Source organism: Algiphilus sp. (assembly GCF_965216485.1).
Taxonomy (GTDB): Bacteria; Pseudomonadota; Gammaproteobacteria; order Nevskiales; family Nevskiaceae; genus Algiphilus.
In genome coordinates this window covers 1,702,809-1,715,907 of sequence record NZ_OZ244162.1, presented here as the reverse complement: position 1 = coordinate 1,715,907, position 13,099 = coordinate 1,702,809, and the positions used below count along the sequence as shown (strand labels likewise).

12 protein-coding genes are annotated in these 13,099 nt (G+C 63.2%); 3 read left to right on the top strand and 9 right to left on the bottom strand.

The annotated features are described in order from the left end of the window. Positions 1–27: 27 nt before the first annotated feature. From ACOOFO_RS07950 to ACOOFO_RS07935, 4 genes are all read right to left on the bottom strand, one after another. Complete coding sequence (locus ACOOFO_RS07950) at positions 28–861, bottom strand: SLBB domain-containing protein (protein ID WP_420426263.1); 834 nt, start codon at positions 859–861, stop codon at positions 28–30. Between the two features lie 174 nt (positions 862–1,035). Beyond that, positions 1,036–1,791 carry a hypothetical protein gene (locus ACOOFO_RS07945; RefSeq protein ID WP_420426262.1) on the bottom strand — a complete coding sequence of 252 codons (756 nt, stop codon included), beginning with the start codon at positions 1,789–1,791 and terminating at the stop codon, positions 1,036–1,038. A gap of 114 nt (positions 1,792–1,905) precedes the next feature. Further along, a complete protein-coding gene (locus tag ACOOFO_RS07940) occupies positions 1,906–2,256 on the bottom strand; it encodes a hypothetical protein (protein WP_420426261.1) in 351 nt (116 codons plus the stop codon). Positions 2,257–2,350: 94 nt separating this feature from the next. After that, a complete protein-coding gene (locus tag ACOOFO_RS07935) occupies positions 2,351–2,659 on the bottom strand; it encodes an H-NS family nucleoid-associated regulatory protein (RefSeq protein ID WP_420426260.1) in 309 nt (102 codons plus the stop codon). Positions 2,660–4,119: 1,460 nt separating this feature from the next. Here ACOOFO_RS07935 and ACOOFO_RS07930 point away from each other — a divergent pair. From ACOOFO_RS07930 to ACOOFO_RS07920, 3 genes are all read left to right on the top strand, one after another. Further along, entirely contained in the window at positions 4,120–4,713 is a 594-nt protein-coding gene (locus ACOOFO_RS07930; RefSeq protein WP_420426259.1) for a TIGR04211 family SH3 domain-containing protein, read from the top strand. Between the two features lie 155 nt (positions 4,714–4,868). Next, positions 4,869–6,536, top strand: a complete 1,668-nt coding sequence (locus tag ACOOFO_RS07925; RefSeq protein WP_420426258.1) for a nitrite/sulfite reductase — start codon at positions 4,869–4,871, stop codon at positions 6,534–6,536. Then, positions 6,536–7,054, top strand: a complete 519-nt coding sequence (locus tag ACOOFO_RS07920; RefSeq protein ID WP_420426257.1) for a DUF934 domain-containing protein — start codon at positions 6,536–6,538, stop codon at positions 7,052–7,054. The genes ACOOFO_RS07925 and ACOOFO_RS07920 overlap by 1 nt, the downstream gene beginning before the upstream one ends. A gap of 710 nt (positions 7,055–7,764) precedes the next feature. Here ACOOFO_RS07920 and ACOOFO_RS07915 read toward each other — a convergent pair. From ACOOFO_RS07915 to ACOOFO_RS07895, 5 genes are all read right to left on the bottom strand, one after another. After that, positions 7,765–8,145: an endonuclease domain-containing protein gene (locus ACOOFO_RS07915; protein ID WP_420426256.1), complete on the bottom strand. Its 381-nt coding sequence runs from the start codon at positions 8,143–8,145 to the stop codon at positions 7,765–7,767. A gap of 61 nt (positions 8,146–8,206) precedes the next feature. After that, positions 8,207–8,524 carry a high-potential iron-sulfur protein gene (locus ACOOFO_RS07910; protein WP_420426255.1) on the bottom strand — a complete coding sequence of 106 codons (318 nt, stop codon included), beginning with the start codon at positions 8,522–8,524 and terminating at the stop codon, positions 8,207–8,209. A gap of 148 nt (positions 8,525–8,672) precedes the next feature. Next, positions 8,673–9,563, bottom strand: a complete 891-nt coding sequence (locus tag ACOOFO_RS07905) for a crotonase/enoyl-CoA hydratase family protein (RefSeq protein ID WP_420426254.1) — start codon at positions 9,561–9,563, stop codon at positions 8,673–8,675. A 95-nt stretch (positions 9,564–9,658) separates the two neighbouring features. Next, complete coding sequence (locus ACOOFO_RS07900; protein ID WP_420426253.1) at positions 9,659–11,080, bottom strand: alkaline phosphatase D family protein; 1,422 nt, start codon at positions 11,078–11,080, stop codon at positions 9,659–9,661. Positions 11,081–11,882: 802 nt separating this feature from the next. Then, positions 11,883–13,097, bottom strand: coding sequence for a multidrug effflux MFS transporter (locus tag ACOOFO_RS07895; protein ID WP_420426252.1), 1,215 nt, complete (start codon positions 13,095–13,097; stop codon positions 11,883–11,885). Between the last annotated feature and the right edge of the window lie 2 nt (positions 13,098–13,099).

Here is a 13,099-nt window from a genome sequence, read left to right as displayed (position 1 = left end):
CTACGATGTTCCCGAGCGCCGCCGCATTCAGGGTGCGGGGCAGGACATCGTGGCTTCCGCGAGCGGGGGCAGCAGCGTCTGAGTCTGCCCGTCAACGGCGCTGTCTTGCCTGTCCTCGCGCCGCTGCAGGGTATGCAAGGCCAGCGTGGCCTGTGCGTCGCGTGCGTAGCGCTGTAGCGATTCTTCCCGATATGGGATGACGACAACCGACCCCGGGGGAATATCCTGCGGCTGGTACTTCCACGGGCTTAGGGCGAGCGCGCGCAACTGCCCGGAGGGCAGATACACACCTGCCGCCTCCAGACGGGCGCCGTCCAACAGACCGCCTGCCTCTTCAAGGTAATCCTCAACCAAGCGTCCGGTACTGAATCTCACCGTACCGGGTGCGGACACCGCGCCGATAACGGATACCGTTCCGGGCCGCTGCGGCACATACAGCACATCGCCCGCCTGTAGCCGGTGATCGCGGTCTGGGAATCTGCGCCGCATGGCCGGATCCACCGCCACCGGCAGTCGCATGAATCCGCGTTCACGCCGGAGGACGTCAATCAAGGCCTTGCGCGTATCACCGCCAAAAGGGCCGGTCATGGCGATCTGCAACGCTTCTATGGCGCCCGCGGAGAGATCCGCATAGGCCATGCCACCGCGCGGCGCAGTGGCCAACGGGGGAATGCGACGCAAAAGCATGGCGCCTAAGGGATAGGCGTCTTCGCGCAGTCCGCCTGCGCGGGCGAGCGCATCCGCAATGGAAAGGCCTCCATCCGCCCCGGGGGACACAAAGGTTGTCGACCGGTCGCTCAGCGCCCCGGCGACCGTAATGACGTCTGAAGGCAGCGCGATCTCCGTCTGCACCCCTGTCACGCAATACGCCGTGGCACCTGTCGTAAATGCCGCAGCCCAACACCCTATAACGACGCTCAACCAGGTTGATCGACGACGCATCTGCCCTCTCATGCGTTCTTTCGCTCCCAAAGACGGAGGGGGCGGAAAAACCGCCCCCTCGTCAGGCACGCTTACAACAACGGTCTTGTCCCGTTAGGAACCGGTACCGCCGGTGCCACCCGTGCCGCCGGTGCCGCCCGTGCCGCCCGTGCCGCCGGTGCCGCCGGTGCCGCCGGTGCCGCCCGTACCGCCGGTGCCACCGGTCCCGCCACCGTTACCGACCGGGTCCGGATCGGGATCTGGATCGGGGTCCGGATCAGGATCGGGGTCCGGATCTGGATCAGGATCGGGGTCCGGATCGGGATCAGGATCGGGGTCCGGATCGGGATCTGGGTCCGGATCGGGATCGGGGTCTGGATCGGGGTCCGGATCTGGATCGGGGTCCGGATCTGGATCTGGGTCTGGATCGGGGTCCGGATCTGGATCGGGATCAGGATCTGGGTCCGGATCGGGATCGGGGTCTGGATCTGGGTCCGGGTCAGGATCGGGATCAGGCGACGGGTCACCCACCACCCGGTCATCGTCGGCAATCGCCACGATTCCGAGACCCAGGATTGCAACACCAAACATTCCGGCGGTAATCGGAATAAGAGCACCCGACACCAGTCCAAGTGCGGAAGCCTGTTCAAGACCCGCAGAGGTCAGCGCGTAGCCGCCGTCAATGGCGACCAGATGGCCGGCTTTGATTGCATCATCAATACTGGCGTGACCGAGTCGGTCAGCCAGCTCGCGAGCATCCGCCTCGGACAGTGCTTCTTCTACAGGCTGCGCCATCGCGATGGGCGCATGCACCATCATCGATGACCCGGCAAAGGCGCTGGCTGCCAGCACAATTGCAGTTTTTTTCATTCGGGATACCCCTTACATTTTCCTCGGAAGCTAAACAGGCGGCTCGCGCACTGTCAAGCAAAGAACCCAAAGCACAACAACCTCACATACGCCGTCCCGAATAGCTTGGATGCACTATTCGGGCCAATCGTCGCGCAACCTCGCGAGATCCTGGCTTCCACTTCCGCCCCCGGCTACCGCCTGGAACATGGTGACGAACATACTGCTGGCCACTGCTGGCGGTACGCCCTCTGTAGGGGTTTGCCGCTCTGTCCACACCACATTCTGCAAACGCTCGATTAACTCGGCCTGACCAAGCGTGCCGCGTGGGTCGAGCACTTCCATCTCTACCACTTCCGTCGGCTCCGCGGTGACGATGGCCACCCCGGCGCTGCGCTGCTCATCCTCAAGCGCCTGCGCCCACACCGCAGATGGCGAAAACAACGCAATGACGCACGTGGAGATAAGACGGCCTTGCCAAGTCATGCGGGTGACTATACGCAATATATGACGACGGCGTCATCCTTCAGGCACCCCCCGTGGGAGTGCCTGGCAGCAGGTTGTTGCGCTGCAACGGAAATCACCGAATCAGGAAGGTGTCGCGACTCACACCGCGGTCCTCGGCTTCCTTGATCCAGCGCGGCGCGCGCCCGCGGCCCGTCCAGGTCTTGCCCGTGGCGGGGTCGCGATACTTGGGCGCCACCACTCCCTTGCTAGCCGATTTACTGCTTGCCTTGCCCGAGAAACCCAGATCAGCGGGCGTGATGCCGTACTTGGCCATCTTTTCCTTGATGTCGGCCACGACAGTCGCCAACTCGCGCTGACGCTCTTCCTCGGCCTGCGCTTTGAGGTTTTCGATCTGGTCCAGCAGCTCTTTGTACTTACTCATTGTCGTCTCCATTAAAGGATGAACTGAAATGCCCTATATCTGGCGCCGAGGAATATAGGGGATGAATCTCTCATTCACAAGTCTGTCTTTTCTATTTTATTACCACGGCGTTTGACATGAATTGGCAAAAGAGGTTAGCAACCAACACCTCACCCTTCCGTGGCATTGCCCGATGCGCGTTCTGCGCGATTGGAGGGTTGGCCCAAATAGCCACCATTGCACGAATACTGACCCGTCCGTCATATAAAGATGATTGCGAGTGAATCGCTGATGTATCTGCGCTGGGGATCACGTTTGGCTGGTTGCGCAGCGGGCTGGTAATTGATTTACGAGCTATGGATTTCGTTAGGTGATTTCGGTGAGGAAAAGCTTGCGTTGCTGGATTGGGATTGAACGCATCCGGCAGCTCCTCCTTCGCTCAATTTTTGACCATTCACTCTGCTCCCCATCTTGGCGCGACGGGAAATACTGAGGCCCGGTTGTACCCCGAGGGCAACTCATCTCATCTCCCTTCTCCCCTGGAGGGAGAAGGGCCGGGGTTGAGGGGGTGCGCGACGCGCTGCGGGTTCGCTCGCGGCTGAGTAGCAGCTTGCGCTGCTGCCCCTCACCCCTACCCCTCTCCCCATGGGGGCGAGAGGATTTTGTGTGGTCCGTTGTAACCGCAGAGCGTGACTTTGATTCTTCCTTCTCCCCTGGAGGGAGAAGAGTCGGGGATGAGGGGGATGCGCGAAGCACTGCGGGTTCATTCGCCGCTGGGCAGCAGCTGCGGCCGCTGACCCCTCACCCCTGCCCCTCTCCCCACAGGGGCGAGGGGATTTTGTGTGGTCCGTTGTAACCGCAGAGCGTGACTTTGATTCTCCCTTCTCCCCTGGAGGGAGAAGGGCCGGGGTTGAGGGGGTGCGCGAAGCGCTGCGGGTTCGCTCGCGGCTGAGTAGCAGCTGGCGCTGCTGCCCCTCACCCCTGCCCCTCTCCCCATGGGGGCGAGGGGATTTTGTGTGGTCCGTTGTAACCGCAGAGCGTGACGTTGATTCTCCCTTCTCCCCTGGAGGGAGAAGGGTCGGGGATGAGGGGGTGCGCGAAGCGCTGCGGGTTCGCTCGCGGCTGAGTAGCAGCTGGCGCTGCTGCCCCTCACCCCACAGGGGCGAGGGGATTCTTTGCGTCCCGTTGTAGCCACAAAGTGCCCCGTTAATCCTCCCTTCTCCCCCTGAGGGAGAAGGACCGGGGATGAGGGGGTGCGCGAAGCGCTTCGGGTTCACCGAAGGCTGAGTAGCAGCTGGCGCTGCTTCCCCTCACCCCTACCCCTCTCCCCACTGGGGCAAGGGGATTTCCTGTGCTCCGTTGTGGCCAGAGGGCGAGCCATCATTTCTCCCCTCGCCCCTGGATTGAGAAGGGCCGGGATTGAGGGTTGCGAGTGCCTGACCCCAAAGGCCTCTCGAATTCCATGCTGCTAAACTTCAAGCATGCTTTTTCGAACTCTTCTGGCGGCCGCTCTGCTCGCCGCACCTGCCGTTTGGGCGCAAGATCAGGTCCGCTACATCAATGGTGAGCGCACGCTCGCTGTGCGCGAAGAGCCGGACTCCGACTCGCGGCTCATCACCTTCGTGTCCACCGGCCAGAAGATGACGCTGATGCGCTCTCTGGGCGAGAACAGCTACGCCAAGGTGCGCTTGCCGGATGGCCGCGAGGGTTGGCTGGCGGGCCGTTATCTGACGGAGGAGGTTCCCCCGGCCCAGCAACTGGAGCGCACGCGCGAGCAGTTGGAAACCGAGCGCACGGAAGTTGCAGATCTGCAGCAGAAGGTTGAGTCGCTGCAGTCTCGCCTTGAGCAGGCCAAGCCTGCCCTGGAACTGGCGGACCGCAACGCCGAGCTGGAGGCACAGCTCGAAGCACGCCAGGCGGAGCTGGACCGCAGCCTGGAGGCCTTCAATGCGGAAGTGGCCAAGCAGCGCACCCTATTGATTGGCGGCGCCTTGGTCGGCGGCGGCATCATTTTCGGGTTGCTGCTTCCAGCCCTGACGCGCGGACGACGCCGCTCGGGCTACGGCGACCTCTGATCTGCGCTTCCTGACCGCGGCCGCGCGATAGGTCCAGATGGCAGGCAATACCGCCGCGCGCGTGATCTCATAATCTTCCGCTATATACCCTTTGCAAGGGGTCGCTGCGGGAGTATATTCCGCCCCGTTCTTAGGCACCGGCTGATCGATCCCCTATGTACCGTTACGACGCCATCGACAAGCAGCTCGTCAACGAGCGCGTCGCGCAGTTCCGCGAACAGACCCAGCGCTTTCTCGCTGGCGAAATCCCGGAAGATGAATTCAAGGCGCTACGCCTGCGCAATGGGCTGTACATCCAGCGCTTTGCACCCATGCTCCGTGTGGCGATTCCCTATGGCTTGCTGTCGTCAGCGCAGCTGCGTCGCCTGGCGCACATCGCGCGCACCTACGACAAGGGCTACGGACACTTCAGCACGCGCCAGAATATCCAGTACAACTGGCCGAAACTGGAAGAAGTGCCTGACATTCTCGCCGAATTGGCGGAAGTCGAAATGCACGCCATCCAGACTTCGGGCAACTGCATTCGCAATATCACCACCGATCACCTCGCTGGCGCCGCCCGCGATGAATTGGTGGACCCCCGCCCTTATTGCGAATTGACCCGGCAATGGTCGACCTTCCATCCGGAATTCAACTGGCTGCCGAGAAAGTTCAAGATTGCCTTTTCGTCCTCGACCACAGACCGCGCCGCGACCTTGGTCCACGACATTGGCATTCATATCGTCCGTAATGACGCGGGGGAACTCGGCTATCGCATCAATGTGGGGGGCGGGCTTGGACGCATGCCGATGATTGGCCATTGCATTCGCGAGTTCCTGCCCGAGACCGAGCTGTTTTCCTATCTTGAAGCCATTCTTCGGGTTTATAACCGCCTGGGCCGCCGCGACAATATGCACCGCGCGCGCATCAAGGTACTGGTCAAGGCCACCGGCCCCGAAGCCTTCCGCGACATGGTGGACGCCGAATGGCAACAGATTGACCACGCCCAATTCCGCCTGACGCAGGAAGATATTGCGGCGATGAAGGCCTACTTTGCGGATCCGCCCTATGCCGCTGAGGCATCCAGCGCGGATTTCCAGCAGAAGCAGGAAGACAACAGCGCCTTCGCCGCCTTTGTGAAGCGCAACGTGCATGCCCACCGGCAGGACGGGTATCGGGTGGTGTATGTCTCGCTGAAGGCCAAGGGCATCGCGCCGGGCGACTGCACGGCGGATCAGATGGACGTGGTCGCCGACCTGGCCGAGCGCTACAGCTTCGGCGAGTTGCGCACGACCCATGATCAAAACCTGGTGCTGCCGGACGTGGCCGAGAAGGACGTGTACGCGGTCTGGGAGCAGCTCGCCGCGCATGGTCTCGCCACGCCCAATATCGGCCTGGTGACGGACATGATCACCTGCCCGGGACTCGACTTCTGCTCGCTGGCCAATGCTGGCTCCATCGGCGTGTCCAACGAGATCTTCGATCGCTTCGAGTCGCTGGATTATCTCTACGACGTGGGTCCGATCAAGATCAAGATGTCGGGCTGCATGAATGGCTGCGGCCACCACAGCGTGGGCCACATCGGTGTGCTCGGCGTCGATAAGAAGGGCGAGGAGTGGTACCAGATCACCTTGGGCGGCTCGTCCGAGAACGACGCCACCCTTGGCGACCGTACCGGACCCTCCGTGGGGCGCGACGAAGTCGCCGGCGCCGTGGAAACCATCATCCGCACCTACCTGGACGTCCGTGAAGGCGAGGAAGAAACCTTTCTAGATTGCTATCGCCGTGTGGGTATGGCGCCCTTCAAGGACGCGCTCTACCCCGATAAACGGAAGGCTGCCTGATGCCCAAGCAACAACGCACGATCATTCGCGACAAGGCGCTGGCTGCAGACGACTGGCAACTTCTTGAGGAAGAGGCCGCCCTGCCCGACGGCATGCCGGTCATTGTGTCCTGGGAGCGCTGGCAGTCTTTACTGGATAGCGACCAGGACGACGGGCGTCATCCGCATGTGGGCGTGCAGATTCCGAACACCCTCGATCTGACGGAAGCCTGGACGCAGCTTCAGGCGCGTCCCCTCATCGCCCTCAGCTTTCCCGCCTTTCCCGACGGCCGCGCCTATTCGCAGGCGCGCCTGCTGCGCGACCGCTATGGATTTGCGAGCGAAGTGCGCGCTTATGGTGATGCCGTCGTGCGCGATCAGCTGGAGTTCATGGCGCGCTGCGGAATCAATGCCTTCGTGCTGCGCGACGATCAGGACCCAGAAGCCTGCCTGAAGGCCTTCGGCAGCTTCAGCGACGCCTATCAGCCGGCGTGTGACGGCGTGGAGCCGATCTGGAAGCGGCGGCGGGTGGCGGGCTAAAGCCAACGCGTTGCCCGGCTTCGCCTCCTCCTCATTACTGACCTTTCTCCCCTCGGGGGAGGAGGGATTACGGCGCGGGCGACGTGGATCGCGTTATGAAGCCCCTCGCCCCTCGGGGGAGAGGGGTTGGGGTGAGGGGGCGCACCACTGACGAATGCCGACGCTGCCATCCGATGCGCTGCTCGTTCGCTGCGCTCACCCCCCTCATCCCCGACCCTTCTCCTCGCGGGGGAGAAGGGAGCTAATGCCTGGTTGGTGAAGGTGGCGCTTTAAAGCCCCTCGGCCCTTGGGGAGAGGGTTGGGGTGAGGGGCTGGCCCGAACTCGCTGGTCGCTGCGCTCCCGCCCCCTCATCCCCGGCCCTTCTCCCCATGGGGGAGAAGGGAGTCTATTGCCTGCATCAAAGCGTATTCGCATCTAGAGCCCCTCGCCCCTTTGGGGAGAGGGGTTGTGGTGAGGGGCTGGCCCGAACCCGCAGGTCGCTGCGCTCCCGCCCCCTCATCCCCGGCCCTTCTCCCCGCGGGGGAGAAGGGGGTCTATTGCCTGCATCAAAGCGTATTTGCATCTAGAGCCCCTCGCCCCTCCGGGGAGAGGGGTTGGGGTGAGGGGCAGGTCCCAATCCGCAGGTCGCTGCGCTCCCGCCCCCTCATCCCCGGCCCTTCTCCCCGCGAGGGGAGAAGGGAGCTAATGCCTTAGTGGTTGAGGTGTCGCTTTATAGCCCCTCGCCCCTCGGGGGAGAGGGGTTGGGGTGAGGGGGCAACCTACCAGCGCCACCCAACGCAAGAAGGATGGCCTCGAGCACCTGATCCGTCTGGCTCAGGACCTCATCGTTCCAAAACCGCAGAACTCTGAAACCACAGGATTCCAGGTAGGCAGATCGCCGCGCATCAGATGCGCGTTGTTCAATGTGCTGGCTGCCATCCACTTCCACGATCAGACCAGCATCCAGGCAGACGAAATCGACGAAATAGGGCCCGATCGCATGTTGCCGGCGGAATTTCCAACCTGCCAGGCGGCGTCCGCGTAGGTGGTACCACAGCCGACGTTCCGCCTCCGTGCCTTGCTGACGCAGCTGCCTCGCCCGGCCATGCATGAGAACGACCCCGCAACCCACCCATACTCATGGGTAGATTACGTGATCGCGGCGCCGCTGTTTACTGCTGCGCGACCCAGGCCGTGCACCAGCCATCGTGGGCAACCTGCTTGCCAGGGAAGATGCCGCAGGCGCCCCACTCGCTTTCGCCGCCCTGCCACAGCGCGCAGTTGGCACAGATGCTGCCTTCCTTGTAGCGCTCGTGGTCCTTCGCGTCGACTGCGTTATGCACGTAATTCAGGGCCTTGGCCTGACCGGATTCCGGATCGACCTTCGGATCTTCGGCGAATAGCGACGGCGCGCGTGCGGCTGCGAGCGAACCCGTGCCGAGGGCGGCCAGCTTGAGCAGGGTACGGCGGTCGAAGGACTTGTTGGACATCGGGGGAAGCTCCATATCGTGAGTGCGAGTACAGCCTACTCAGGATACTGCCTCCGACCGCACTTGTCGAAAAATTGTCTTCTAAATCAGTGGTTTGCGAATCACTCTTGCATGCAATTGCAACTGTTTTGCATTGCGCTTCCGTGCATCAGCCACGCTTGCGCCACGCCTCGAAGAAGGACGGAAGATCCTTGGATACCGTGGCCTTGAAGTTCGGCGCACGCTTCTCGATAAAGGCCTGCACCCCTTCCTTGCCGTCATCGATGCTGGTGTAGAACATCGCCAGTGAATCAAGCTTGTGCGCCTCCAGCGGGTGTGCCGCGGCACTGTTGCGCAGCATCATCTGGCGCGTCAGGGCCACAGCCACCGGCGAACGGCCCTTGACCAGCGAGCGGGCGTATTCCACCGCGTGTTCGACGATACGGTCGACGGCCACCACTTCCCGGACCAACCCGCCGGCGCGCGCTTGCTCGGCGTCGAGAATGTCCGCCTGGTAGCACCACTCCAGCGCCTGGGTCATGCCGACGATGCGCGGCAGGAACCAGCTGGAACAGGCTTCCGGAACGATCCCCAGCCGACCGAATACGAAGCCGATGCGCGCCTTTTCGGAGGCAATCCGCGCATCCATTGCCAGCGTCATGGTCGCCCCGATGCCGACCGCGGCGCCGTTGATAGCGGCGATCACGGGCTTGCAGCAGTCGTAGATCGCCAAGGTGACGCGGCCACCGGTGTCGCGCACGCCGGCGATAAAGGCCGGATCCTCCAGCTTGCGGTCCATGTCTTCGAGCGTGGGTTGCATGGACTCATCCAGGCCAAAGACATTGCCTTCAGCGGAGAGATCCATCCCGGCGCAAAAGGCCTTGCCTTCACCGGTCACCACGATGGCGCGGACGCTGTCGTCGTCATTGACGCCGCGAAAGAATTGCTCGAGCTCATTGGCCATCTGCACGGTGAAGGCGTTCATCTGATCCGGGCGGTGCAGCCGGAGAATGCAGATGCCGTCTTCATTGGTCTCGGTGCGCAGCGTCTCAAAGGCCATGCGTGTCCCTCTTCCTTGTCGTAATGGAGGCGACAAGTGTGCCTTTCGCCGCCGCGCGGCGCAGCAGCGCGCAGTGCGTGTGCCGAAAGCGCCGATCAGTTACCGAGTTCGGCCGCCGTGATCGTGTGCTCCCAGAGCAGTTGGCCCTGAGTACCGCGTACCGAGACTTCCAGGCGCCGATCCTCCGCCGCGCCGGTTGCATGAATCCGGCAATAGTTGTGACGCGCGTGCAGCGTGCCCTCGACCAGCAAGGGGTTGTCGCCCTCATTGCCGAGGTCGCGCGCCGGGCCGGCCGTGAGCGGCGAGGTCACGATTTCGTAGAGTGGATAGGTGTTTTCACGCTGCTGGCGCAGCAGTTGCGTGAAGTGGCGATCGCCGCTCAGGAAGAGCACGCCGCGCACATCGTTGGTCTTCAGCCACTGCATGAAGCTTTCGCGTTCTGCCACAAAGTTGCTCCACCCTTCCGGTGCGTAGGCCCAATCCTGGCCCTGCATGACCCAGTTGGTCAGCACGCCAGTGCCATTACAGATCAGCTTGAAGCGTGCGGTGGACTGCAACAGGCTGTTCTGCAGCCATCGTATTTGCCCGGGCCCCAGCATCTGCTTGTCCGGCACGCCCTTCAGATACTGATCGTCGCGGTAGTAGCGGCCATCCAGCAGATAGAGATCCACATCCGAGACACGGTCCACGCCGAAAACGCCGTCCAGGCCGGGCAGGCCATAGCTGGCATTGGACCAATAACGCTTGAACAGCGCGAGGCTGGTGTCCTTGAAGATCCATTCCTGGCCCGGGTTGTTCGGCCCGTAGTCGTGATCGTCCCAGATGGCGATATGTCGCGGCCCACGCAGCAGCGGCTGCAGCGCCTCCAATGCGCGCGTGTGACGATAGCGATGATCCATGCCTTCGCGGTCAAAGGCGCGAAGGTGGCCGCTACCGGCGCGGAAGTAGACGTTGTCACCCAGCCAGACCATCGCATCGGCCTGTTCCCGCGCCACGGTCGTGAAGATGTCGTAACGCCCGTCCGTGGGCGCCGATTCGCCAAACAGCGGATCGTGCGTGCGCGCACAACTGCCGGCGAGTAGCGTGGCATCCGCGGCCTGTCCACCGCGCTGGAAGGCTGCCTCCGTGCGGAACACGACCGGCGCCTCGGTGACCTCCTCACCATCAATCAAGAGCCGAACGGCGTAGCTGGCTCCGGGCACGAGCTGTCCCAGGCGTGCGTGGAGGCAATGACTTTCTGCGGGCTGGGTCCGCGTCACCGGAGTCAGTAGCCGTTGGCCAGGGCTCTGAAGGTCCCAATATTCAAGGCGCACATCGCAGGCCCCTTCGGTCTGGAGCCAGAACCAGGCACTGCGCGGCGTGCAGTGACCACGCATGGGGCCGGCGCGAAGCTGGCCGACTGCTGCCCTCGCCGGCCGCACGAAGCCGGTCATCACCAGGGGCGCCGATACCCGCCGGACGCCCTGCGCGAGTGCCGCACCCAGAATGCGCCGCCGCGTCACATTGGTGTCAGACATTGCACGCCCTCACTGGCCTGAATCGGTGAAGGCTAGCGTCATGTGGTGAAGGCTGTGTGGCAGGGTGGTGCAGCCTTTATATCCGCGCCCTCGCCCTCTCGCCCCCTCACCCCCTCACCCCAACCCCTCTCCCCAGAGGGGCGAGGGGCTTCTCTTGTGCTGCATCTTAACCATGCAGCGCCCCCGCCCCTTCCCCGAGGGTCGAAGGGCTTTTGATGAGTAGGGCGTGCGACGCGCGTAAGATTCGATCGCTGCTGATGTTGAATGCGCAGCTGACGCTGTCCCCTCACCCCAACCCCTCTCCCCAGAGGGCGAGGGGCTTTTCTATGCTGCGTCTTGAACATGCAGCGAAGCGCGCCTTTCCCTTCCCCCTTCGGGGACTAAGGCTGGAGAAAGAGGAGGCGCGCGACGTGCGTCAGATTCGATCGCTACTCATGTTGCATGCGCAGCTGACGCTGTCCCCTCACCCCAACCCCTCTCCCCAGAGGGCGAGGGGCTTTTCTGTGCTGCGTCTTGAACATGCAGCGAAGCGCGCCTTTCCCTTCCCCCCTCGGGGACTGAGGCTGGAGAAAGAGGAGGCGCGTGACGCGCGTCAGATTCGCGCACTGCTGATGCTGAATGCGCAGCTTGCGCTGCTCCCCTCACCCCAACCCCTCTTCCCCTCAGGGGCGAGGAGCTCTCGTGTTCCTTGGCACGTAGAGAGCTTTTTCTCCCTTCTCCCCGTCGGGGAGAAGGGCCGGGGATGAGGGGGCATTAGGCGGATGAGGACGAGGGGCGATCAGCGCTCTCGTACCTCGACGCCTTACGCCAACTCGGCTACAAGATAGCGCTGGCCGCGTGCGAAAGCCGCGAAGGCGATGATCCCGCAAGCGGCTACAACAACGGCCAGCGGAATCGGGCTGTCGCTGTAGCTGATCGCCACCGCGATGCCGGCGGCAGCGCCGGCGGAGAGTTGCATGGTGCCCAGCAGTGCGGAGGCAGCGCCGGCTTCATAGACAAAGGGCTGCAGTGCCAGCGCCGTCGTGTTGGCCAGCGTACAGCCCACCGTGAACAGCACCACGGCCATGCTGCATAGAAAACTGAACAAGCCGAAGGCGGGGCTGGCACAGACCGCGAGCATCACCAGCGTCGCCACGGCAAAGGCGCCGACGGTCCAGGGCAGGATCTGTTCGGGTCGACGATGCCGCAGCAGACGCGCGTTGACTTGGGAGCCGACAATGAAGGCCGCGGCATTCAGGCCGAACCAGACGCCGTAGGCTGCCGGCTCGACACCGAGAAGGTCGATCAGCACGAAGGGCGACGCGGAAATGTAGGCAAAGAGCGCCGCCAGGGAGCTGGCCCCGGTCAGCACACAGAAGAAAAATTGCGGATGCGTCAACACGCGGCGGTAATCGCCCGCCACACGACTGACAGGCCGCGCCCGGTTGGTTCGCATCACGCCTTCGGGCAGCGTCTCCGCCAAGTGCAGTGCAACAGCCGTGAAGCAGATGAGCCCCATCAAGGCCAGCGCTCCGAAGATCCAGCGCCAACCCATCCAGATCAATACCTGACCACCCAGTGCCGGGGCGAGGATGGGTGCTGCACCCATCACCAGCATCAGCATGGAATACATGCGTGCGCCGCCCTGCGCGCTGAACAGGTCGCGCACGACGGCGCGCACCATGACCATGCCGGCAGCCCCGCCCAGCGCCTGCAGAGCGCGTAATGCGATGAGGGCATCAATACTGGTTGCCAGCGCGCAACCGATGGATGCAATGGTGAACAGCGCGATGCCGAACAGCAGTGGCCGCCGACGGCCCCATCGATCCGCCACTGGCCCGTAGATGAGCTGCCCTACCGCCAGGCCGAGGAGATAGGCACTGAGGGTAAGCTGCACCCGCGCCTCGGTCGCCCCGAAGACCTCGCCCAGCGTGGGCAGGCTGGGTAGATACATGTCGATCGACAGCGGACCGAAGGCCATGATGGAGCCGAGCAGCAGCACCAGGCCGCGGGGTATGGGTGCAGGCGCGTCGTTCATGG

Coding starts and splice junctions, on each gene's coding strand:
- ACOOFO_RS07945 (WP_420426262.1), bottom strand. CDS start 1,791: ATGAAAAAAACTGCAATTGTGCTGGCAGCCAGCGCCTTTGCCGGGTCA.
- ACOOFO_RS07940 (WP_420426261.1), bottom strand. CDS start 2,256: ATGACTTGGCAAGGCCGTCTTATCTCCACGTGCGTCATTGCGTTGTTT.
- ACOOFO_RS07935 (WP_420426260.1), bottom strand. CDS start 2,659: ATGAGTAAGTACAAAGAGCTGCTGGACCAGATCGAAAACCTCAAAGCG.
- ACOOFO_RS07930 (WP_420426259.1), top strand. CDS start 4,120: ATGCTTTTTCGAACTCTTCTGGCGGCCGCTCTGCTCGCCGCACCTGCC.
- ACOOFO_RS07925 (WP_420426258.1), top strand. CDS start 4,869: ATGTACCGTTACGACGCCATCGACAAGCAGCTCGTCAACGAGCGCGTC.
- ACOOFO_RS07920 (WP_420426257.1), top strand. CDS start 6,536: ATGCCCAAGCAACAACGCACGATCATTCGCGACAAGGCGCTGGCTGCA.
- ACOOFO_RS07915 (WP_420426256.1), bottom strand. CDS start 8,145: ATGCATGGCCGGGCGAGGCAGCTGCGTCAGCAAGGCACGGAGGCGGAA.
- ACOOFO_RS07910 (WP_420426255.1), bottom strand. CDS start 8,524: ATGTCCAACAAGTCCTTCGACCGCCGTACCCTGCTCAAGCTGGCCGCC.
- ACOOFO_RS07905 (WP_420426254.1), bottom strand. CDS start 9,563: ATGGCCTTTGAGACGCTGCGCACCGAGACCAATGAAGACGGCATCTGC.
- ACOOFO_RS07900 (WP_420426253.1), bottom strand. CDS start 11,080: ATGTCTGACACCAATGTGACGCGGCGGCGCATTCTGGGTGCGGCACTC.
- ACOOFO_RS07895 (WP_420426252.1), bottom strand. CDS start 13,097: ATGAACGACGCGCCTGCACCCATACCCCGCGGCCTGGTGCTGCTGCTC.